The sequence below is a fragment of the Aeromonas sp. HMWF014 genome, from assembly GCF_963878295.1.
In the GTDB taxonomy this organism is placed as follows: Bacteria; Pseudomonadota; Gammaproteobacteria; order Enterobacterales; family Aeromonadaceae; genus Aeromonas; species Aeromonas popoffii.
This window is the reverse complement of the sequence record NZ_CAWNYS010000532.1, coordinates 2393-23632: the sequence shown is the minus strand read 5'-3', so window position 1 is coordinate 23632 and position 21240 is coordinate 2393. Positions and strand designations below refer to the sequence as shown.

Here is a 21240-nt window from a genome sequence, read left to right as displayed (position 1 = left end):
TCACACATCAGAAGGATCGGTCAATGGATCCTTAACTGATCGGCATTACCGCAAGGCGCCTTTTTTATTACCCTCAGGCGGGGTCGGTCAAGGGTAGCCGCATATAGACAGCGTCTTCACCGTACTCGTCCAACGATTTGGGAGTGTTGGCGGGCACAAAGCCCTGCTTGCGCCAGAAGGTCGGGGCATCCTGCACCGCCACCAGCCCGGCATACTCGTAGCCTTCAGCGCTGGCAAAGGCGAGGGCGGTTTCCAGCAGCCGTTGGCCAATGCCCTTGCCGCGCGCCTGCGCTGACACGGCCAGATCGTGCAGGTAGAACTCGTCCTTCCCCGCCAGCGTCTGCATGGGTACCGAGAGGGCGGGGGGCTGGTGGGCGCGCCAAGGATGGCAGAGCAGGTAACCCAGTACCTTGCCCTGATATTCGGCCACCCAACAACAGTCGGGAGCCAGCTCGGCCTTGCTGCTCATGACCTCGAGGGGTTCAGGATCCAGCTGATGATAACACTCATCCTGAATGGCCATGATGGTGGGCCAGTCATTGGCCCGGGTCGTGCGTATCTGGATCATCGTCATGGGGCATCGCTGCTTGGGTGTGCTGATTAAATAATATGTGCGTCGGCCAGCGTACCAGAATGCGTTCATGAACTGAATGGAAACATCCAAATGAGGCTCTTTGTGGCCGGTATTCTTAACGAGCGGTCTGCTTGCTGACCAGCTTGATCAGGTGATAACGCAGGGAAGGGGCATCCGCTGGCACGTCGTTGAGCCGCTCCTTGCTGACGGTCAGCTGGTACTGGTAGCCAGGTTCAAAGTGAAAGCCTTCTATCTGCTGATAAAACAGGCTCCAGGCCTGCTGCTCATCGCTGCGAACCTGCATGCACAGCATGGGGCCGACACCGACGCAGTCGACCAGCTGGCTGTTGATGTAGAGGGTTTCCCCTTGTAACGGGGTCGTCGGTGCGTTCTGACAGGCGGTAAGCAGCAGGGCGGCGCTGATGAACAGTGGTCTCATGATGGACTCCTTCTGATCGACAAGGGGGGCATTAGAGCGGCAAATAAAAAGGCGGTCAATGACCGCCTTGCTGACAAACCGTGTCGATTCAGTGCATCAACGCTGATCGAGCGGGGTGAATTCCCGTTGGGCCAAGCCGGTGTAGAGCTGACGCGGACGGCCGATCTTCTGATCCGGGTCCGAGTGCATCTCGTTCCAGTGGGCAATCCAGCCTATGGTGCGGGAGATGGCGAAGATCACGGTGAACATGGACATAGGGATGCCGATGGCCTTCATGATGATACCGGAGTAGAAGTCCACGTTCGGGTAGAGCTTCTTCTCGACGAAGTAAGCGTCCGACAGCGCGATGCGCTCCAGCTCCATGGCCACATCCAGCAGCGGATCCTTGATCTGCAGCTCTTCGAGCACCTCGTGACAGGTCTGACGCATCACCTGGGCACGGGGATCGTGGTTCTTGTAAACCCGGTGACCGAAGCCCATAAGACGGAACGGATCGTTCTTGTCCTTGGCCTTGGCGATGAACTCGGGAATGCGATCCACAGAGCCAATCTCTTCGAGCATCTTGAGACAGGCTTCGTTGGCACCGCCATGAGCTGGTCCCCACAGGGAGGCGATCCCGGCGGCAATACAGGCAAACGGGTTGGCACCGGAGGAGCCGGCCAGACGCACGGTGGAGGTGGAGGCGTTCTGCTCGTGATCCGCATGCAGGGTGAAGATGCGGTCCATGGCGCGTTCGACTATGGGGTTGACCTTGTACTCTTCGGTCGGCACGCCAAACATCATGTGCAGGAAGTTGCCAGCATAGGAGAGGGCATTGCGCGGCTGCATGAATGGCTGACCGATGGAGTACTTGTAGCACATGGCGGCCAGGGTCGGCATCTTGGAGAGCAGACGGAAGGCACAGATCTCGCGGTGCTCTTCGTTGTTGATGTCGAGCGCATCGTGATAGAAGGCGGACAGCGCACTGACCACACCACACATGATGGCCATGGGGTGGGAGTCACGACGGAAGCCGCGGAAGAAGAAGGCGATCTGCTCGTGCACCATGGTATGGCGGGTGACCAGACGCTCGAACTCGGTGTACTGCGCCTTGGTGGGCGCCTCGCCGTACAGCAGTATGTAGCAGACTTCGAGGTAGCTGGCCTGGGTGGCCAACTGGGCGATAGGGTAACCACGGTGCAGCAAGACACCCTGATCGCCATCGATATAGGTAATGGATGATTTACAAGCACCGGTGGCCATAAAACCGGGGTCAAAGGTGAAGTACCCTTGCGCGCCCAATTTTCTGACGTCGATCACGTCGGGTCCGATAGTCCCAGACAGGATCGGTAGTTCTACCGGGTCTTTACCGGGCAGGTGTAGGGTGGCTATCTTATCAGCCATAGCACGTCTCCTTTGCTCTTTTATAATTTGATTCCAGCTCTACTTTATTACGAGTTTGATGACGCTGGCAAAGGTTCTGACCTGTACCAGGGGCAGCTGGAGCGCCCTATTTGAAACAGAGTTAAGGGGTGCTGTCAATTTTTCTGGATGAACATTAATGGCTTGTTAAATGAGTTGTGAGATCTGGTTTACGGTTTTGGGTTTTCTTTGTAGCTAATTGATTGTCATTGGTTAAGCCCGCCGATATACTGCGCCTCGTGGGTGATGGCTGTCGGTGTTTGAAACGCTTGTGCAAAGTCGGATGCGATATTGAAAATGTTGTTTTTGGCTTTTTTGAGTTGTTTTGGTAACAAAAACCTAGCAAATGCCACTCCGTGCCCTCATAAGCGTGTAAAAACAATAACTAACGTGCTCAATGGAGCTGAGTGGGCAAAGCCGTGAAAAATAAAAAGAGACCTGTAAACCTCGACCTACAGACGATCAGCTTTCCTGTCACCGCCATCGCTTCCATCTTGCATCGTGTCTCAGGGGTGATCACCTTTGTGGCGCTCTCTGTCTTGCTGTGGATGCTTGGTACTTCACTCGCCTCTCCCGAAGGATTTGAAACCGTGGTGTCCATCATGGACAACTTCCTGGTCAAATTCGTGTTGTGGGGGATCCTGACTGCGCTGGCGTACCACATTGTGGGCGGTCTGCGTCATCTGGTCATGGACATGGGCTATTGGGAAGAGCTGGAATCCGGTAATCAGAGTGCCCGTGTGGCCTTCGTGATCACCGCGGTTTTGGCGGTATTGGCGGGAGTCCTGGTATGGTAACCAATTCTGCAACATTCGGGCGCAGCGGTGTTCATGATTACATCCTGATCCGTGCCACCGCCCTCATCATGACGGCTTACGTCCTCTATCTGGTTGGCTTTGTCGCGTTCAATGACATCAGCTACGAGGTGTGGACCGGCTTCTTCGCCAAAACCTTCACCAAGGTATTCACCCTGTTGGCGCTGCTGTGCGTACTGATCCATGCCTGGATCGGTCTGTGGCAGATACTGACCGACTATATCAAGCCGGTGGGGCTGCGCGGTGCGCTGCAATTTGCCCTGGTAGTGGTGCTGTTTGTCTATTTGATGACCGGCTTCGTTGTACTGTGGGGGGTGTAAGGTGACTATTCCAACTCGTGAATTTGATGCGGTCGTGATCGGTGCTGGTGGGGCCGGCATGCGCGCCGCGCTCTCGATTGCCCAGTCCGGCAAGAGCTGCGCTCTGTTATCCAAAGTCTTCCCGACCCGTTCTCACACGGTTTCTGCCCAGGGCGGGATCACGGTTGCGCTGGGCAATGCCCACGACGACAACTGGCAGTGGCACATGTATGACACGGTGAAAGGTTCCGATTATATCGGCGACCAGGAAGCGATCGAATACATGTGCAAGACGGGCCCCGAGGCCGTCTATGAGCTGGAGAACATGGGCCTGCCCTTCTCCCGCTTTGACAATGGCTCCGTCTATCAGCGTCCGTTTGGCGGCCAGTCCAAGAATTTTGGTGGTGAACAGGCGGCCCGCACAGCGGCTGCGGCCGACCGTACCGGTCACGCTTTGCTGCACACCCTCTATCAGCAGAACGTAAAGAACAAGACCACCGTCTTCTCCGAGTGGTATGCGCTGGATCTGGTGAAAAACCAGGACGGTCACATCGTTGGCTGTACCGCCATCGACATGGAGAGCGGCGAAGTCGTCTACTTCAAGGCCAAAGCTACTGTGCTGGCCACCGGCGGCGCCGGTCGCATCTACCAGTCCACCACCAACGCCCACATCAACACCGGTGACGGCGTCGGCATGGCGCTGCGCGCCGGGGTAGGGGTGCAGGACATGGAGTTTTGGCAGTTCCACCCGACCGGTATCGCCGGTGCCGGGGTGCTGGTGACCGAAGGGTGCCGTGGTGAAGGCGGTTATCTGCTCAACAAAGACGGCGAGCGCTTCATGGAGCGTTATGCGCCGAACGCCAAGGACTTGGCTGGCCGCGACGTGGTGGCCCGTTCCATCATGATCGAGATCCGCGAAGGCCGCGGTTGCGACGGTCCCTGGGGCCCGCACATCAAGCTCAAGCTGGATCACCTCGGCAAAGAGGTGCTCGAATCCCGTCTGCCGGGTATCTGCGAGCTCTCTCGCACCTTCGCCCATGTGGATCCGGTCAAAGAACCCATCCCCATCATCCCGACCTGCCACTACATGATGGGCGGCGTGCCGACCAACGTGAATGGCCAGTGTCTGACGCAGGATAAAGATGGCAACGACGTCCCCGTGGTCGGTCTGTTTGCCGTGGGCGAAATCGCCTGCGTCTCGGTACACGGTGCCAACCGTCTGGGTGGCAACTCGCTGCTGGATCTGATCGTGTTTGGCCGTGCCGCTGGCATGCACCTGGTCAACACCCTGGGTGAGATGGAACATGGCCGCGAGGCTTCCGAGTCTGATCTGGCCGCCGCGCTGGCCCGTTTCAATCGCTGGGAGAACAACCGCGACGGGGAAGATCCGGTTCAGATCCGCAAGGATCTGCAGACCTGCATGCAGAACAACTTCTCCGTGTTCCGTGAAGGGGATGCCATGGCCGAAGGGCTGGCCGAGCTGAAGCGCATCCGCGAGCGGCTGAAGAATGCCCGTCTGGACGACACCTCCAAGGAGTTCAACACCCAGCGCATCGAGTGCCTGGAGCTGGACAACCTGATGGAGACGGCGTTTGCCACTGCGGTGGCGGCCAACTTCCGTACCGAGAGTCGTGGTGCCCACAGCCGCTTCGATTTCCCGGATCGCGACGATGAGGGCTGGCTGTGCCATAGCCTCTATCATCCGGACACCGAGTCCATGACCCGTCGCGCGGTCAACATGTCTCCGAAAACCCGTGAGGCATTCCCACCCAAGGTGCGGACTTACTGACCAATGGCGGAGACAAGCACAATGAAGGTCACATTATCGGCGTATCGCTACATTCGCCGGTCTGTGCAGAGGTGGGAGGCCTTCCCATCTCGCTTCTTCAAGGTGCGGACTTAACGATTGCGGAGCCAAACACAATGAACGTCACATTCTCTGTCTATAGATACAATCCGGATGTTGATAACGTCCCCTATATGAAGGAATATCGTCTTGATATTCCTGAAGGTTCCGACATGATGGTGCTCGATGCACTGATCCAGCTGAAAGAGCTGGATCCCACGCTCGCCTTCCGCCGCTCCTGCCGCGAAGGGGTCTGTGGATCAGACGGTCTCAACATGAATGGCAAGAACGGTCTTGCCTGCATCACCCCGCTCTCCGATCTGCTGAAAAAGGGCAATAGCGTCATTATTCGCCCCTTGCCTGGCCTGCCGGTGATCCGCGATCTGGTGATCGACATGACCCAGTTCTACACCCAGTGGGAGAAGGTCAAACCCTTCCTCATCAACGATGAAAAATTGCCGCCCGTGCGTGAGCACCTGCAATCCCCCGAAGAGCGCGCCAAGCTGGATGGCCTGTACGAGTGTATTCTCTGTGCCTGCTGCTCCACTTCTTGCCCCTCCTTCTGGTGGAACCCGGACAAGTTCATCGGCCCGGCCGGGCTGCTCGCCGCCTATCGCTGGTTGGCCGACAGCCGCGACACCGCCGCCAGCGAACGACTGGGTAACCTGGATGACGCCTTCAGCGTGTTCCGTTGCCACGGCATCATGAACTGCGTGAACGTCTGTCCCAAAGGCTTGAACCCGACCAAGGCCATCGGTCAGATCAAGTCGATGCTGCTCAATCGGGCTGTTTAGTATCAGGGCCAGGGCGTCACGCGCCAGGCCCGACCTCTGGATAGCCATCCGCCCCCATGGCAGGATGGCTATTTAAACCCTACAAGCTGCGCTGCAGTGAACAAGATGTACAAGGGATAGAAATGCATAACGGCGTGATGAAGGCCTGGTTGGAGTCATCTCACCTGGCTGGTGCGAATGCAAGCTATATTGAGGATTTGTACGAATCCTTCCTGGAAGACCCCGAATCCGTCGCCGACGAGTGGCGCAGCCTGTTTGAACAGCTGCCTCAGGTCAATGGCCATGCGGTAGAACAACCTCATTCCCGAGTCCGCGATTATTTCCGTCGTTTGGCCAAGGATCCCTCCCGTTACAGTGCGGCTGTGTCCGATCCGCAAGTGGATGCGAAACAGGTACGGGTGCTGCAACTGATCAACGCCTTCCGCTTCCGTGGTCACCAGAATGCCAATCTGGATCCCCTGGGACTCTGGACCCGTGAAACCGTTGCCGAACTGGATCCTGCCTTCCACAACCTGCAGGGCGCCGACATGGAGGCCACCTTCAATGTGGGCTCCTACGCGATTGGTCGCGAGACCATGGTGCTCTCCGATCTCTACGCCTCGCTCAAGAAAACCTACTGCAGCAGCATAGGTGCCGATTACATGCACCTTACCTCCACCGAGGAGAAGCGCTGGCTGCAGGACAGACTCGAATCCATCGAGGCCAAGGGCAGCTACAGCATTGAGGAGAAGACCCGTATCCTCGAGAGCCTGACCGCCGCCGAAGGGCTGGAAAAATACCTGGGCGCCAAGTTCCCCGGTGCCAAGCGCTTCTCCCTGGAAGGGGGCGATGCCATGGTGCCCATGCTCAAGGAGCTGATCCGTCGCGCCGGTGAGCAGGGCTGCAAGGAGGCCGTCATCGGCATGGCCCACCGTGGTCGCCTGAACGTGCTGATAAACGTGCTCGGCAAACGGGCACAGGAGCTGTTCGACGAGTTCGCCGGCAAGCATGGCGAGTCCTGGGGCACAGGGGATGTGAAGTACCACATGGGCTTCTCCTCCGATTTTGCGACCCCGGGCGGCAACGTCCACCTGGCGCTGGCGTTCAACCCGTCTCACCTCGAAATCGTCAACCCCGTGGTCATCGGCTCGGTCCGTGCCCGTATGGACAGACGGGGTGACAAGGATGGCTCCAGCGTCCTGCCCATCACCATTCACGGTGACTCGGCCATCGCCGGGCAGGGTGTGGTTGCCGAGACCTTCAACATGTCCCAGACCCGTGCCTATGGCGTGGGCGGGACTGTGCGCATCGTCATCAATAACCAGGTGGGCTTCACCACCTCCAACATGCGTGACGTGCGCTCCACCGAATATTGCACCGACATCGCCAAAGCGGTGCAGGCCCCCGTGCTGCACGTCAACGGTGACGATCCGGAAGCCGTGGTGCTGGTGACCCAGATTGCACTGGATTACCGCAACACCTTCAAACGCGACGTGGTGATCGAGCTGGTCTGCTACCGTCGTCACGGTCACAACGAGGCGGACGAGCCCAGCGCAACCCAGCCCTTGATGTACCAGAAGATCAAACAGCATCCGACCCCGCGCAAGATCTACGCCGATCAGCTGGTGGCGGAAGGCAGCATCAACCAGGAGCTGGCCACTACCCAGGTCAATGACTATCGCGATGCCCTGGACAAGGGGGAGCGGGTGGTCAAGGAGTGGCGGCCGATGGAGCTGCACTCCGTCGACTGGACACCGTATCTGGGCCACGACTGGGCCATGCACTATGACGCCAGCCTGGCGCTTGATGAGCTCAAGTCACTGGGTGAGCGGGTCAGTCAGTATCCGGCTGCCCATGTATTGCAACGCCAGGTCGAGAAGATTTACGAAGACAGACGCACCATGGCCGCCGGTGACAAGCTGGTGGACTGGGGCTTTGCCGAGACCCTGGCCTATGCCTCGTTGGTAGCCAAGGGTTCGCGCATCCGCATCACGGGGCAGGATTCCGGCCGTGGCACCTTCTTCCACCGCCACGCCGTGCTGCACAACCAGAACGATGCCAGCACCTACACGCCGCTGTGCAATATCCACGATGAACAGGGTCCATTCGAAGTCTTCGACTCCGTTTTGTCCGAAGAGGCGGTACTGGCGTTTGAATACGGTTACGCCAGCGCCGAGCCGGCCGGCCTCACCATCTGGGAAGCCCAGTTTGGCGACTTCGCCAACGGTGCCCAGGTGGTGATCGACCAGTTCCTCTCCTCCGGTGAGCAAAAGTGGGGCCGTATGTGCGGCTTGACCATGCTGCTGCCACACGGTTACGAGGGCCAGGGACCGGAGCACTCCTCCGCCCGTCTGGAGCGTTATCTGCAAATGTGCGCCGAGCACAACATGCAGGTGTGCGTGCCCTCCAACCCGGCTCAGGTCTACCACATGCTGCGTCGCCAGGTGATCCGCCCGATGCGCCGCCCGCTCATCGTGATGTCGCCCAAATCCCTGCTGCGCCACCCGATGGCGGTCAGCAAGCTCGAAGAGCTGGCGCAAGGCACCTTCCAGAACGCCATCGGCGAGATCGATGCGCTGGATCCCAAAGGGGTCAAACGGGTGGTGTTCTGCTCCGGCAAGGTCTACTACGACCTGCTCGATGCCCGTCGCAAGGCCGAGCAGCATGATGTGGCCCTGGTGCGGATTGAACAGCTCTATCCCTTCCCGGAAGCAGAAGTGCGCGCCATTCTTGCCGATTACGACCACGTCACCGATTTTGTCTGGTGTCAGGAAGAGCCGCAGAACCAGGGTGCCTGGTACTGCACCCGTCACCACTACGATGGTGTGCTGCCAAGCGGTGCCCGTCTGCGTTATGCCGGTCGTCCGGCCTCGGCCTCTCCTGCCGTCGGTTACATGTCGGTCCACACCAAGCAGCAGAAAGCCCTGGTGGAAGACGCCCTTACTCTGGCCTAAGCCCTGAACAAGAAGTAACAAGGAACTGATTACATGACTATCGAGATCAAGGTACCGGACCTGCCGGAATCAGTGGCGGATGCCACCATCGCCACTTGGCACAAGAAGCCGGGTGATCTGGTTGCCCGTGACGAAGTACTGGTTGACATCGAAACCGATAAAGTCGTGCTGGAAGTCCCCGCGCCGGAAGCCGGCGTCCTCGGCGACATCCTGCAAGCGGAAGGGGCGACCGTGTTGTCCCGCCAGCTGATCGCCACGCTCAAGCCAGCTCCCGTGGCCGGTGAAGAGACTAAAGAGAAGCCGGTAGACGCGGTTGCCGATGATGGCGCCGAGGCCTTAAGCCCCGCGGTACGCCGTCTGGTGGCAGAGCATGCCATCGACGTGACCAAGCTGACCGGCACCGGCAAGGGTGGTCGCATCAGCAAGGAAGATGTGGAAGCTTTCATCAAGGGTGGCAACAAGCCTGCCGCTGCGCCGGTCGCTGCTGCCCCTGTGGCTGCGGTAGCGCCGCTGGTTGGTCGCACCGAGAAACGTGTGCCCATGACCCGTCTGCGCAAGCGTATTGCCGAGCGTCTGCTGGAAGCCAAAAACACCACCGCCATGCTGACCACTTTCAACGAGATCAACATGGCGCCCATCATGAAACTGCGCAAGCAGTACGGCGAGATCTTCGAGAAGAAGCACGGCATCAAGCTCGGCTTCATGTCCTTCTACGTCAAGGCGGTAGTGGAGTCCTTGAAGCGCTACCCGGAAGTGAACGCGGCGCTGGACGGTGACGACATCGTCTATCACAACTACTTCGATGTCAGTATCGCTGTCTCCACCCCGCGCGGGCTGGTGACGCCGGTGCTGCGCGATTGCGACAACATGAGCCTGGCCGACATCGAGAAGGCCATCAAGGATCTGGCGGGCAAGGGCCGTGACGGCAAGCTGACCGTGGATGAACTGACCGGCGGCAACTTCACCATCACCAACGGTGGCGTGTTTGGCTCCCTGATGTCCACCCCCATCATCAACCCGCCGCAAAGCGCCATCCTGGGGATGCACAAGATCCAGGACAGACCCATGGCAGTCGATGGCAAGGTCGAAATCCTGCCGATGATGTACCTGGCCCTCTCTTATGATCACCGCATCGTCGACGGTCGTGAGTCGGTGGGCTTCCTGGTCTCCATCAAGGAGCTGCTGGAAGACCCGACCCGTCTGTTGCTGGATGTCTAGGCAATCAGCGACATTCCGAGCAAATTAGAAAGATAACGAGGGGCCGCCCAGGCCCCCATTCACAGGGGATTGAGAAACACGAGCCCCGGACGGAAATACCTACAACACGGATAGAGCATCTATGAATCTGCATGAATATCAGGCAAAAAAGCTGTTTGCCGAGTATGGCCTGCCGGTCTCCGAAGGTTATGCCTGTGCTACCCCGCAGGAAGCGGCTGAAGCGGCTGACAAAATTGGCGGCAATACCTGGGTCGTCAAGTGCCAGGTCCACGCCGGTGGCCGCGGTAAAGCGGGCGGCGTCAAGCTGGCCAAGAGCAAGGACGAGATCCGCGCCTTTGCCCAGAACTGGCTCGGCAAGAACCTGGTGACCTATCAGACTGACGCCAACGGTCAGCCGGTCACCAAGATCCTGGTGGAATCCTGCACCGACATCGCCAAGGAGCTCTATCTGGGCGCAGTGGTCGATCGTGGCAGCCGTCGCGTGGTCTTCATGGCCTCTACCGAAGGTGGCGTGGATATTGAAAAGATTGCCCACGAAACCCCGGAACTCATTCACAAGGCCGCCATCGATCCGCTGGTAGGCCCGCAGGCCTATCAGGCGCGCGAGCTGGCCTTCAAGCTGGGTCTGGTCGGCGATCAGATCAAGCAGTTCACCAAGATCTTCATGGGTCTGGGTCAGATGTTCCTGGATTGCGACTTCGCCCTGCTGGAAATCAACCCGCTGGTGATCACGACCCAGGGCAACCTGCACTGCCTGGATGGCAAGATCAACATCGACGCCAACGCGCTGTATCGTCAGCCCAAGCTGCGCGAGATGCACGACCCGTCTCAGGATGACCCCCGCGAAGCGCATGCCGCTCAGTGGGAGCTGAACTATGTGGCGCTCGATGGCAACATCGGCTGCATGGTCAACGGCGCGGGTCTGGCCATGGGTACCATGGACATCGTCAATCTGCACGGCGGCTCACCGGCCAACTTCCTGGACGTCGGCGGCGGCGCCACCAAGGAGCGCGTGACCGAGGCGTTCAAGATCATCCTCTCTGACAGCAAGGTGCAGGCCGTACTGGTCAACATCTTCGGCGGCATAGTGCGTTGCGACATGATCGCGGAAGGCATTATCGGCGCGGTCAAGGAAGTGGGGGTCAAGGTGCCCGTGGTAGTGCGTCTGGAAGGCAACAATGCCGAACTGGGTGCCCGTAAACTGGCCGACAGCGGCCTCAATATCATCGCCGCAACGAGTCTGACTGACGCAGCTCAGCAAGTGGTTAAAGCAGCGGAGGCCAAATAATGAGCGTTCTGATCAACAAAGACACCAAGGTGATCTGCCAGGGCTTCACCGGCGGTCAGGGTACTTTCCACTCCGAACAGGCGATTGCCTACGGTACCCAGATGGTCGGCGGCGTGTCGCCAGGCAAGGGTGGCACCACCCACCTGGGCCTGCCGGTGTTCAATACCGTGCGTGACGCAGTCGAAGTGACCGGCGCCACCGCTTCCGTCATCTATGTGCCAGCGCCGTTTTGCAAAGACGCCATCCTGGAAGCCATCGACGCCGGTATCAAGCTCATCGTCACCATCACCGAAGGCATCCCGACCCTGGACATGCTCGAGGTCAAGGTGAAGCTGCAAGAGACAGGCGTGCGCATGATAGGCCCGAACTGCCCGGGTGTGATCACCCCGGGTGAGTGCAAGATCGGCATCATGCCGGGCCACATTCACAAGCCGGGCAAGGTGGGTATCGTCTCCCGCTCCGGCACCCTGACCTATGAAGCGGTCAAGCAGACCACGGACGAGGGCTTCGGCCAGTCCACCTGCGTCGGTATCGGTGGTGACCCCATCCCGGGTTCCAACTTCATCGACATTCTGGAGATGTTCCAGAACGATCCCAAGACCGAAGCCATCGTGATGATCGGCGAGATCGGCGGCAGCGCCGAGGAAGAAGCGGCGGCCTACATCAAGGCCCACGTCACCAAGCCGGTGGTCTCCTATATCGCGGGTGTCACAGCCCCGGCTGGCAAGCGCATGGGTCATGCGGGCGCCATCATCGCCGGTGGTAAAGGCACGGCAGCAGAGAAATTTGCCGCCCTGGAAGATGCCGGCGTGAAAACCGTGCGTTCCCTTGCCGATATCGGCAAGGCCCTGCGTGAAGTAACCGGCTGGTAATTCTGTTTAGCTTGTTATCTCTAATAAAAATGCCGCCAAATAGGCGGCTTTTTTATTGTTCTGGTTCGTAATTTACCGTGTGCATCCGAATACGCTTTGCTATTCTAGCCCACAATTCACTACATTTGTTGTCAGTGATGAATGATAGGTCGTTAAGTTACTTTATTTTTATGAACTTATTGTTCTTAAATGCTTTTGTTATATCCTCTTTGATTTTGTCAATTAATTCTTCTGCATAGTCTTGTGCTATCGAAAGTCCTTTTGATTTTGCTGTAATCAATAAAGAGGTGACATCATTTTCTCTACCACAATTAGCACATACAACAAAGCTATGGCTGGGGGGAGTGTAATCAGAATAAGGTATGGCAAACTGTTCAGAGTGACAAAAAGTGCAGCGTAACTTAATCGTTTTATGTAAATCTTCCATAATTAAATAAGTCCAGTTAGTGAACCTGCTACCCCTCCAACTATGGAGTTAACTAGGGGGTGTTCGAGAAACTTAGCAAGCCGGTTTTTTGCTTCGCCCTTTTCTTCTGTTGAAGCCTGAGAATTGTCAATATCTTGAATTAATTGGTTGAAAATGGTTTTTATATTTTGAGTGTTTCCATTTCCAATTTGAGAGGGTGCATTAACATTCAATGTTGATATTTGCATACTGGCACCTAACTCATATGAGCGGTCTTTACCATGTTTGACGGAGATAGCCCTGCTTTGACCCTCTTCGGTTAATTTAATCTGTGAAAAATCCCTAAAGTTTTTAGTTAAAAGTCCGCGAGAGTTGCAAATATTTATTATTTTAAACAAATGTTCTTCTGGCCAATCTAGTTTCTCATCGATAGCTACTCTATCACTTTCATTTTTATTAAATTCAAAATAGACAGCTTTGATTGTTTCACCTAAGTTCTCCAAATCATCATTCATATAGGTTAACAGCGCATCAATATCAGATTGAATTTTTTCTGGGTTCATGGTGAGCCTCTTGAAAAAGGTGTGGTATGCAAGGTTCTGAAATGTAAATTCACATTATCATGGCTGCGGCTGTGAAGAAACATGTATGTAATAGGGTTGAATATATTATTTTGTGGCTTTATTGGCACACACGTATTCTCTCGTATGTTGGGCTAAAAAGGTAGGTTGGTGCTGAACGAAGTGAGGCCCAACGTTTACAGTGGAAATCTGGGACACCCACCTTTTTGACAGCGGCGTAATGCTGAACTTGGCTTGATAAGTCACTGTCGAGGGGATGAGCCATGACCATTGCCCGTTCACATCAAATCAGAGCTGTAGGTTCGATTAGCCGGTAGGCGTAATCGGAGGCTCGCGAAGCCATTATAAAGAACACGCCCCATTTATCATTCTCGATTGCTGGGCTTTGGTAAACGGTGGATTACCCGCCCTACAAACTAAAAATGTAATAGGTTGGCGCTTAGCGCAGCGAATCACACTGTTTATCCAACCTTGTGCAGATCAGGCGTTTCCCCGTTTATCTTGAAAAATCGGGCCATAAGGCGTATAACCACGCGCTTTACTGGTCTATTTAGCGAGCCCCTTCCATGCAGCAAGTCGAGAAAATGCAGCCAACTCCTTTTTGGCAGGAAAAGAGCCTGCAACAGATGACCATGACGGAGTGGGAGTCCCTGTGTGACGGCTGCGGCAAGTGCTGCCTGAACAAGCTCATTGACGAGGACACCGACGAACTGGTGTTCACCAACGTCGCCTGCGATCTGCTCAATACCAAGACCTGCCAGTGTTCCGATTACGGCAACCGCTTCCAGAAAGAGCCCGATTGCTTGCAGATCACGGTCGACAAGATTGCCGAGTATGACTGGCTGCCCTCGACCTGTGCCTACCGGCTGCTGGCCGAGGGGCAGACCCTGCCCGAATGGCATCCGCTGATCACCGGCAGTCGCTCCGCCATGCATCAGGCCGGTCAGTCGGTGCGCGGCAAGGTGGTCCACGAAGCCCATGCCGGTGAGTGGATCGATCACATCATCACCTGGGCGAGTTGAACCCGGATCGGCCAAGGCGTTATCCGGCCCACAGTGCCGTTGATATGCCGCAGGGGCAGGGGAGTCATACTCTTCTGCCCCTGTTGCTATCTGGTAGCCTGCTACGAGCGATACACGGGCTCTGCCTCATCCTGCACCTTCCCTGTGAGAGAGTGCACTGAGCACGCCTTGCGGGGGCTATGGGGGACTATCGAAGGCTCCCGTTGCGGCTTTCCGTTTTATTGAAAAGAGGGAAAAGGCGGGGGCAAGAGGGGGAAGGGAGAATCCATCCCAGTCACTTCCTGGTGAAGGAGGAGGGTTGTCATATTCCTATCGAGTGGATGCCTGCGGGCAAACAGACATAAAAAAACCGGCGCCTGGGCGCCGGTTTTTAGTCACTGCAACTCTTGCTTCGCAATAAGCGATTACAGAGAAGCGGTGAAGGTACGGGTGATGACGTCTTGCTGTTGCTCTTTGGTCAAAGAGTTGAAGCGAACGGCATAACCGGATACGCGGATGGTCAACTGCGGATATTTCTCCGGGTTTTCCATGGCGTCCAGCAGCATTTCACGGTTCATCACGTTCACGTTCAGGTGCTGACCACCTTCCAGGTTGGTCTCGTGATGGAAGTAACCGTCCATCAGACCCGCCAGGTTGGATTTCTGCGCTTCCATGTCTTTGCCCAGGGCGTTCGGCACGATGGAGAAGGTATAGGAGATACCATCTTTGGCGTAAGCGAACGGCAGCTTGGCGACGGAAGTCAGGGAAGCAACCGCACCCTTCTGGTCACGACCGTGCATCGGGTTGGCACCCGGGCCGAACGGCGCACCGGAACGACGGCCATCCGGGGTGTTACCCGTTTTCTTGCCATACACCACGTTGGAGGTGATGGTCAGTACGGATTGGGTAGCCACGGCACCACGGTAGGTGTTGAGCTTCTGAATCTTCTTCATGAAGCGTTCTACCAGGTCACAGGCGATGTCATCGACGCGAGCGTCGTTGTTACCGAACTGCGGGTACTCACCGTCGATTTCGAAGTCGATGGCAACGCCATCTTCGTCACGAACCGGCTTGACCTTGGCGTACTTGATGGCAGACAGGGAGTCAGCCGCAACGGACAGACCGGCGATGCCGCAAGCCATGGTGCGATACACATCACGGTCGTGCAGCGCCATCAGGGAGGCTTCGTAGCTGTACTTGTCGTGCATGTAGTGGATGATGTTCAGGGCAGCCACGTACTGCTTGGCCAGCCAGTCCATGAAGTGATCCAGACGAGCCATCACGTCGTTGTAGTCGAGGTACTCGGAGGTCACCATCTCGGTCTTGGGACCGACCTGGATCTTGAGCTTCTCATCCATACCGCCGTTGATTGCATACAGCATGGTCTTGGCCAGGTTGGCACGAGCACCGAAGAACTGCATCTGTTTGCCGACGATCATCGGGGACACACAGCAAGCGATGGCATAGTCATCGTTGTTGAAGTCCGGACGCATCAGGTCATCGTTTTCGTACTGAACAGAAGAGGTCTCGATAGATACCTTGGCGCAGTACTTCTTGAAACCGACCGGCAGCTTCTCGGACCACAGGATGGTCAGGTTCGGCTCAGGGGACGGGCCCATGGTGTACAGGGTGTTCAGCATACGGAAGCTGTTCTTGGTGACCAGGGTACGGCCATCAACGCCCATACCGGCCAGGGTCTCGGTTGCCCACATGGGGTCGCCGGAGAACAGTGAATCGTATTCAGGGGTACGCAGGAAGCGAACCATGCGCAGCTTCATGACCATGTGGTCCATCAGCTCCTGGGCTTCTTGCTCGGTGAGCACGCCTTTTTTGATGTCACGCTCGATGTAGACGTCCAGGAAGCTGGAGGTACGACCGAAGGACATGGCAGCACCGTTCTGGGACTTGACTGCCGCCAGGTAGGCGAAGTAGGTCCACTGGACGGCTTCTTTGGCGGTCTTGGCCGGTACGGAGATATCGCAACCGTACTTGGCAGCCATGACCTTCATCTGTGCCAGGGCACGGTACTGCTCGGAGATCTCTTCGCGCAGACGGATGGTGGCTTCCAGGTTGACGCCGTTTTCCAGGTCAGCTTGCAGGGACTTGAACTGGGCCAGTTTGTCGGCCATCAGGAAGTCGATGCCGTACAGGGCAACACGACGGTAATCACCTATGATACGGCCACGGCCGTAGGCATCCGGCAGACCGGTGATAACACCAGACTTACGGCAGTTCAGGATGTCTTTGGTGTAAACGTCAAACACGCCCTGGTTGTGAGTCTTGCGGTACTCGGTGAAGATCTTCTCGACCATCGGGTCCAGTTGACGACCGTACACTTCGCAAGAAGTTTTAACCATCTTGATACCGCCGTTGGCGATGATGGCGCGCTTGAGCGGCTTGTCGGTCTGCAGACCGACAATTTGCTCCAGGCTCTGATCGATATAGCCGGCATCGTGAGCGGTAATGGTGGAGGGCAGGTCAGTATCAAAATCGACCGGCGCATGAGTGCGGTTCTCGATTTTGATGCCTTCCATGACCTTGTCCCACAGCTTGGTGGTCGCGTCGGTCGCGCCAGCCAGGAAGGACTCGTCACCTTCATACGGGGTGTAGTTCTTCTGGATGAAGTCACGAGTGTTGACAGAGGACTGCCATTCACCGGCCGCGAAGCCTTCCCATGCTTTTTGGAACTGTTCGTTAAGTTCTGCCATTTTCATTACCTCACACGGTATTGATGTAGTATCCCGCAATCATCCTTAATGATGACGACGGAAGATAAACCAGTAAGTCAGACCAACCATGACGCCACCACCAATGATATTACCAATGGTGACGGGAATGAGGTTGTGTAGGACGAAGTTGGATACGGTCAAGTCGGCGAAGGTCGCCGGATCCTGGCCGACAGCCTGCCAAAATTCCGGGCCTGCTACCGCATGGATAGCGATACCGACCGGGATCATAAACATGTTTGCGATGCTGTGCTCGAAACCGGAGGCCACGAACATGGCGACGGGGAGCAGCATGACCATTACCTTGTCGGTAGCACTGCGGGCGCCGAAGGCCATCCACACGGCGAGACACACCATGAGGTTGCACAGAATACCGAGGGCGAGGGCCTCGAAGAAGGTGTGATGGATCTTGTGCTGGGCCACTTTCAGGGCGTTCAGGCCCCACTGACCATTTGCCGCCATGTATTGGGCCGACATGATGATGAGCGCGACCATGATGAGACCGCCAATGAGGTTGCCGAAGTAGACCAGACCCCAGTTCTTGAGCAGTTGGCCCCAGGTGATGCGATTGGCCGCTTTGGCGACCAGCGTCAGGGTGCTGGAGGTGAACAGCTCGGCACCGAGTAGCACACAGAGGATAAGGCCGAGGGAGAAACAGAGTCCGCCGACCAGCTTGCTGAGGCCCCAGGCGACATTGCCGGTACCCGTGGTGACTGTGATAAAAAAGACAAAAGCGATGGCGATGAAAGCGCCTGCTGTGATGGCCAGAGGGATGACCTTGCATGCCGGTTTGGTTGCCTTGGCATAGGTTATATCTTCTGCCAGTGCAGCGATGGCTTCTGGCTTGAGACAATCAAAGGGAGATTCTGCTTTCAATTCTCATGTACCTGCTGTTTTGCCTGTGGAAATCATAACAAAGGGCCAGATCGTCAAAATTGACTCCGATCAAGAATTGCAGATTGTGAATGTAATTTTACTACAAAAATTTGAGTCCCCTGGAAGCTTCCCGTTACACTAGGTTTCAGCTGAAACAGAAGTGCCGGTTTTTTAATATAATGATTTTAAAGAATTTATTGGTCAGGTTTGAAAAAATGCACTGGCAAGGCATCTTTTCATCCCCCTCACATCATGGACTCGGTGTTGGCAACCCCCTAAGAGGTATTTTTTGTTTTTTATTTCATCATGGAATAACACATCCCCTGCCGAGGCACCATAAAGCAAAAGGGGCCATCAAGGCCCCCCAAAGACTACCACATCAGGCCCAATGATGGGCTCGCTTGGCTTTTTGCAGCTTTTCATACGCCGCCAGCAGCTTCTGGTGCTGAGGGAATTGGGCGAGCGACAAGTCGGCCGCCTCCAGTCCGTGGAAACGCGCTTCGCCGCTGGCGTTGGCCCATGCCTGTGCCAATGTCTCTTCGCCATACATGCGGGTAAACACGGCGCGATACTGCTCCGGATCCCGCTCCTCGTCGATGAACAGCTCGACGCAGGCACGCAGGGCACGGTAATAGTTGGCGCGATCCGCCGGGAATACCGACTGGTTGAATTCCATGGTCCAGTCGATGAGATCCAGTGCCGTCTCCAGCTCACCGGCGGCCAGTGCCAGCATGGCTTTCAGCTCACCGACGCGCAGGGTGTGCAGGGCGGAGCCCTTGGCGGCGGCGATGCCCAGCAGCTCACGGACACGGGTGCGTTCGTCGTGCCCCTCTTCATCCAGTTGATCAAACAACGCCATGTACTGCTCGGCATCCCACTCCAGCGATGGCAGCGCCAGGATCACTTCGCGCAGGTTGGCCCCCATGTTGTTGTTGGCCAGCAGCAAGTCCTCGGCCGGATAGATGTCGGACATGCCCGGCACCAGAATGCGGCAGGCGTAGACGCCCAGGTGCTCGTAGTCGGCGATGTAGACCGGCTGCTCCAGCTCGTGGAAGATGCCGATCAGATGATCGAACTCCTCCTGCGAGGTGCCGCGAAAATCCCAGTCGGCGAACGCGAAGTCTGCATCCTGCTTGAACAGATCCCAACTGATGAGGCCCGAGGAGTCGATGAAGTGGGTCTCCAGGTTGTGGTGATCTGCGACCTGTTCGTTATCAAATGACGGCGGTACAAACACGTCGAGATCTTTGAGACCACGGCCTTGCAGCAGTTCGGTGACGGTGCGCTCGAAGGCCACTTCAAAGCGCGGATGAGCACCGAAGGAGGCAAAGCAGGTGCCGTTGCTCGGGTTGAGCAGCACCACGCAGATAACCGGATAGCGGCCACCCAGTGAGGCATCGAAGCTGTAAATCGGGAAACCTTCCGCTTCCAGCGCCGCGATGGAGGCAGCAATCCCCGGATAACGGGCAATCACTTCCGCCGGGATCAGCGGCAGGCTCAGGGCCTCGGCGATGATCTTGTTCTTCACGTGGCGCTCGAACACCTCGGAGAGCGCCTGAGTGCGCGCTTCGGTGCGGGTGTTGCCGGCGCTCATGCCGTTGGAAACATAGAGGTTGCCGATGATGTTCATCGGGATATAGACGGTCTCGTGATCGGATTGGCGCTCAAACGGCAGCGCGACGATACCGCGCTCCTCGTTGTTCGACTGCAGATCCACCAGCATGTCGGCGGTCACTTCGCCGTCCGGGTTGTAGAACTTGCGGGTAAAGCTGTCGAGCAGGCCAGCCGGGAACTGATCCCCCACGATGGGGAACCACTTCTCGTTCGGGTAGTGAACGAAGTCGCCGTTGGCTACCTGCTCGCCCAGATAGAAGTCGGCGAAGAAGTAGTTGGTGGAGAGACGCTCGAAATATTCGCCAAGGGCCGAGGCCAGCGCCGCCTTCTTGCTGGCACCCTTGCCGTTGGTGAAACAGAGGGCGCACTCCTTGTCCCGGATGTGCACGGACCAGACGTTGGGCACGGGATTGAGCCAGGAGGCCTCTTCGATATCAAACCCCAGGGCTTGCAGCTTGGTCTGGAAGCGGTCGATGGAGTCTTCCAGTGCCGCGTCCTTGCCGGGAATAAAAGTGTGGTCGGTCATCACAATATCCTGATTTTTATTGGCTCATGTTTGGCCGCAGATAATAGCAGGGGTCGGCGCGTTTGGCAGGCAAAAAACGGGGACTGGGCCCCGTTTAGCTATCGACAGATCCGGGATCGGCAGTCGGGCCAGCCGATAAACTTCAGGCCCGGGATCCCGCCGATGATCAGCAGCAGGCACAGTATGCGGGCGAGGGGCGGGCGCGTTTAACTTCCAGCTCCACATCCGCTCGGTACCGACTGAGCGGCCTGTTTGACCAGCATGGAAAGAACAGCCCGCTCATCCCCATGGTAGCGGGGTCAGCAGGGTCGTCTCCTGGGGGCCAGCTGGCGGATATTGCAGCGAACGGCACAGAATATTGCGCAATTCGACTTGCACCCGCCGTCACAATCCGTAATGTGGGCAGACGCATTTTTCGCAACACGTATTTTGTAATCTACTTGTGAACGGCCCACGCCGGACAAGGGGTTACGGGTTTCAATACACAGTTTCAATAGCAGCTATCCAGGGTAGGACATTATGAAAAAAGTAGGTTTGGTCGGTTGGCGTGGCATGGTGGGTTCGGTACTGATGAGCCGGATGCTGGAAGAGAAGGATTTTGCCCGCATTCAACCCACCTTCTTCACCACCTCCCAGGCCGGTGAGGCCGCCCCCAATGTCGGCGTGGATGCCGGTACCCTGCAGGACGCCTTCGATATCGAGGCGCTGGCAAAGCAGGATATCATCATCACGGCGCAGGGCGGCGACTACACCAAGGATGTCTATCCCCGCCTGAAAGCCGCTGGCTGGCAGGGTTACTGGATTGACGCTGCCTCCTCCCTGCGGATGGAGAAAGACGCCGTCATTATTCTGGATCCGGTCAACGGCGACGTGATTGAGCATGCCCTGAACGACGGCATCAAGACCTTCGTTGGCGGCAACTGCACCGTCAGCCTGATGCTGCTGGCCCTCGGTGGCCTGTTCAAGGCCGATCTGGTGGAGTGGGTCAGCGTGGCCACCTATCAGGCAGCCTCCGGCGGCGGTGCCCGCCA

General features: G+C 56.9%; 18 protein-coding genes. 10 read left to right on the top strand and 8 right to left on the bottom strand.

What is annotated here, in order from left to right; translation table 11 throughout:
• Nucleotides 1-73: 73 nt before the first annotated feature.
• The 3 genes from AAC083_RS20900 to AAC083_RS20890 all read right to left on the bottom strand — a co-directional run bounded on the left by AAC083_RS20900 (nt 74) and on the right by AAC083_RS20890 (nt 2396).
• Nucleotides 74-568, bottom strand: coding sequence for a GNAT family N-acetyltransferase (locus AAC083_RS20900; RefSeq protein ID WP_108537623.1), 495 nt, complete (start codon nt 566-568; stop codon nt 74-76).
• Between the two features lie 121 nt (nt 569-689).
• A complete protein-coding gene (locus AAC083_RS20895; RefSeq protein WP_108537622.1) occupies nt 690-1013 on the bottom strand; it encodes a DUF4377 domain-containing protein in 324 nt (107 codons plus the stop codon).
• A 96-nt stretch (nt 1014-1109) separates the two neighbouring features.
• The gene (locus AAC083_RS20890; protein ID WP_042035493.1) at nt 1110-2396 is read right to left on the bottom strand and encodes a citrate synthase; all 1287 of its coding nucleotides are present in this window, start codon (nt 2394-2396) and stop codon (nt 1110-1112) included.
• Nucleotides 2397-2821: 425 nt separating this feature from the next.
• Here AAC083_RS20890 and sdhC point away from each other — a divergent pair, with 425 nt between their 5' ends.
• The 8 genes from sdhC to sucD all read left to right on the top strand — a co-directional run bounded on the left by sdhC (nt 2822) and on the right by sucD (nt 12479).
• On the top strand, nt 2822-3211 hold the full coding sequence (sdhC, locus tag AAC083_RS20885; protein ID WP_042035494.1) for a succinate dehydrogenase cytochrome b556 subunit: 390 nt from the start codon (nt 2822-2824) through the stop codon (nt 3209-3211).
• Complete coding sequence (gene sdhD, locus AAC083_RS20880) at nt 3205-3549, top strand: succinate dehydrogenase, hydrophobic membrane anchor protein (RefSeq protein ID WP_042035496.1); 345 nt, start codon at nt 3205-3207, stop codon at nt 3547-3549. The genes sdhC and sdhD overlap by 7 nt, the downstream gene beginning before the upstream one ends.
• A gap of 1 nt (nt 3550) precedes the next feature.
• A complete protein-coding gene (sdhA, locus tag AAC083_RS20875; RefSeq protein WP_042035497.1) occupies nt 3551-5317 on the top strand; it encodes a succinate dehydrogenase flavoprotein subunit in 1767 nt (588 codons plus the stop codon).
• Nucleotides 5318-5451: 134 nt separating this feature from the next.
• Entirely contained in the window at nt 5452-6168 is a 717-nt protein-coding gene (locus AAC083_RS20870) for a succinate dehydrogenase iron-sulfur subunit (protein ID WP_065401783.1), read from the top strand.
• A gap of 122 nt (nt 6169-6290) precedes the next feature.
• Nucleotides 6291-9101, top strand: coding sequence for a 2-oxoglutarate dehydrogenase E1 component (sucA, locus tag AAC083_RS20865; protein WP_042035499.1), 2811 nt, complete (start codon nt 6291-6293; stop codon nt 9099-9101).
• A 33-nt stretch (nt 9102-9134) separates the two neighbouring features.
• Complete coding sequence (gene odhB / locus AAC083_RS20860; RefSeq protein WP_042035501.1) at nt 9135-10319, top strand: 2-oxoglutarate dehydrogenase complex dihydrolipoyllysine-residue succinyltransferase; 1185 nt, start codon at nt 9135-9137, stop codon at nt 10317-10319.
• Between the two features lie 121 nt (nt 10320-10440).
• Complete coding sequence (gene sucC / locus AAC083_RS20855; protein WP_108537620.1) at nt 10441-11607, top strand: ADP-forming succinate--CoA ligase subunit beta; 1167 nt, start codon at nt 10441-10443, stop codon at nt 11605-11607.
• Nucleotides 11607-12479 carry a succinate--CoA ligase subunit alpha gene (gene sucD / locus AAC083_RS20850; protein ID WP_108537619.1) on the top strand — a complete coding sequence of 291 codons (873 nt, stop codon included), beginning with the start codon at nt 11607-11609 and terminating at the stop codon, nt 12477-12479. The genes sucC and sucD overlap by 1 nt, the downstream gene beginning before the upstream one ends.
• A 157-nt stretch (nt 12480-12636) precedes the next feature.
• Here sucD and AAC083_RS20845 read toward each other — a convergent pair whose 3' ends face one another.
• Together AAC083_RS20845 and AAC083_RS20840 are read right to left on the bottom strand one after the other, a co-directional pair.
• Nucleotides 12637-12906, bottom strand: a complete 270-nt coding sequence (locus AAC083_RS20845; RefSeq protein WP_209418485.1) for a hypothetical protein — start codon at nt 12904-12906, stop codon at nt 12637-12639.
• A 2-nt stretch (nt 12907-12908) separates the two neighbouring features.
• A complete protein-coding gene (locus AAC083_RS20840) occupies nt 12909-13448 on the bottom strand; it encodes a hypothetical protein (RefSeq protein WP_108537618.1) in 540 nt (179 codons plus the stop codon).
• A 602-nt stretch (nt 13449-14050) separates the two neighbouring features.
• Here AAC083_RS20840 and AAC083_RS20835 point away from each other — a divergent pair.
• Entirely contained in the window at nt 14051-14488 is a 438-nt protein-coding gene (locus tag AAC083_RS20835; RefSeq protein ID WP_212513751.1) for a YcgN family cysteine cluster protein, read from the top strand.
• A gap of 404 nt (nt 14489-14892) precedes the next feature.
• Here AAC083_RS20835 and pflB read toward each other — a convergent pair whose 3' ends face one another.
• From pflB to ycaO, 3 genes are all read right to left on the bottom strand, one after another.
• The gene (pflB, locus tag AAC083_RS20830; protein WP_108537616.1) at nt 14893-17175 is read right to left on the bottom strand and encodes a formate C-acetyltransferase; all 2283 of its coding nucleotides are present in this window, start codon (nt 17173-17175) and stop codon (nt 14893-14895) included.
• A gap of 45 nt (nt 17176-17220) precedes the next feature.
• Nucleotides 17221-18069: a formate transporter FocA gene (gene focA / locus AAC083_RS20825; RefSeq protein ID WP_108537615.1), complete on the bottom strand. Its 849-nt coding sequence runs from the start codon at nt 18067-18069 to the stop codon at nt 17221-17223.
• 379 nt (nt 18070-18448) lie between these two features.
• Nucleotides 18449-20209, bottom strand: coding sequence for a 30S ribosomal protein S12 methylthiotransferase accessory factor YcaO (gene ycaO, locus AAC083_RS20820; protein WP_108537614.1), 1761 nt, complete (start codon nt 20207-20209; stop codon nt 18449-18451).
• 519 nt (nt 20210-20728) lie between these two features.
• Here ycaO and AAC083_RS20815 point away from each other — a divergent pair.
• A partial coding sequence (locus AAC083_RS20815) for an aspartate-semialdehyde dehydrogenase (RefSeq protein WP_258224801.1) occupies nt 20729-21240 on the top strand: 512 nt, incomplete at its 3' end.

Coding starts and splice junctions, on each gene's coding strand:
- pflB (WP_108537616.1), bottom strand. CDS start 17,175: ATGGCAGAACTTAACGAACAGTTCCAAAAAGCATGGGAAGGCTTCGCG.
- AAC083_RS20890 (WP_042035493.1), bottom strand. CDS start 2,396: ATGGCTGATAAGATAGCCACCCTACACCTGCCCGGTAAAGACCCGGTA.
- AAC083_RS20835 (WP_212513751.1), top strand. CDS start 14,051: ATGCAGCCAACTCCTTTTTGGCAGGAAAAGAGCCTGCAACAGATGACC.
- AAC083_RS20895 (WP_108537622.1), bottom strand. CDS start 1,013: ATGAGACCACTGTTCATCAGCGCCGCCCTGCTGCTTACCGCCTGTCAG.
- sucC (WP_108537620.1), top strand. CDS start 10,441: ATGAATCTGCATGAATATCAGGCAAAAAAGCTGTTTGCCGAGTATGGC.
- ycaO (WP_108537614.1), bottom strand. CDS start 20,209: ATGACCGACCACACTTTTATTCCCGGCAAGGACGCGGCACTGGAAGAC.
- AAC083_RS20900 (WP_108537623.1), bottom strand. CDS start 568: ATGATCCAGATACGCACGACCCGGGCCAATGACTGGCCCACCATCATG.
- AAC083_RS20845 (WP_209418485.1), bottom strand. CDS start 12,906: ATGGAAGATTTACATAAAACGATTAAGTTACGCTGCACTTTTTGTCAC.
- odhB (WP_042035501.1), top strand. CDS start 9,135: ATGACTATCGAGATCAAGGTACCGGACCTGCCGGAATCAGTGGCGGAT.
- AAC083_RS20870 (WP_065401783.1), top strand. CDS start 5,452: ATGAACGTCACATTCTCTGTCTATAGATACAATCCGGATGTTGATAAC.
- sdhD (WP_042035496.1), top strand. CDS start 3,205: ATGGTAACCAATTCTGCAACATTCGGGCGCAGCGGTGTTCATGATTAC.
- sucA (WP_042035499.1), top strand. CDS start 6,291: ATGCATAACGGCGTGATGAAGGCCTGGTTGGAGTCATCTCACCTGGCT.
- AAC083_RS20840 (WP_108537618.1), bottom strand. CDS start 13,448: ATGAACCCAGAAAAAATTCAATCTGATATTGATGCGCTGTTAACCTAT.
- sucD (WP_108537619.1), top strand. CDS start 11,607: ATGAGCGTTCTGATCAACAAAGACACCAAGGTGATCTGCCAGGGCTTC.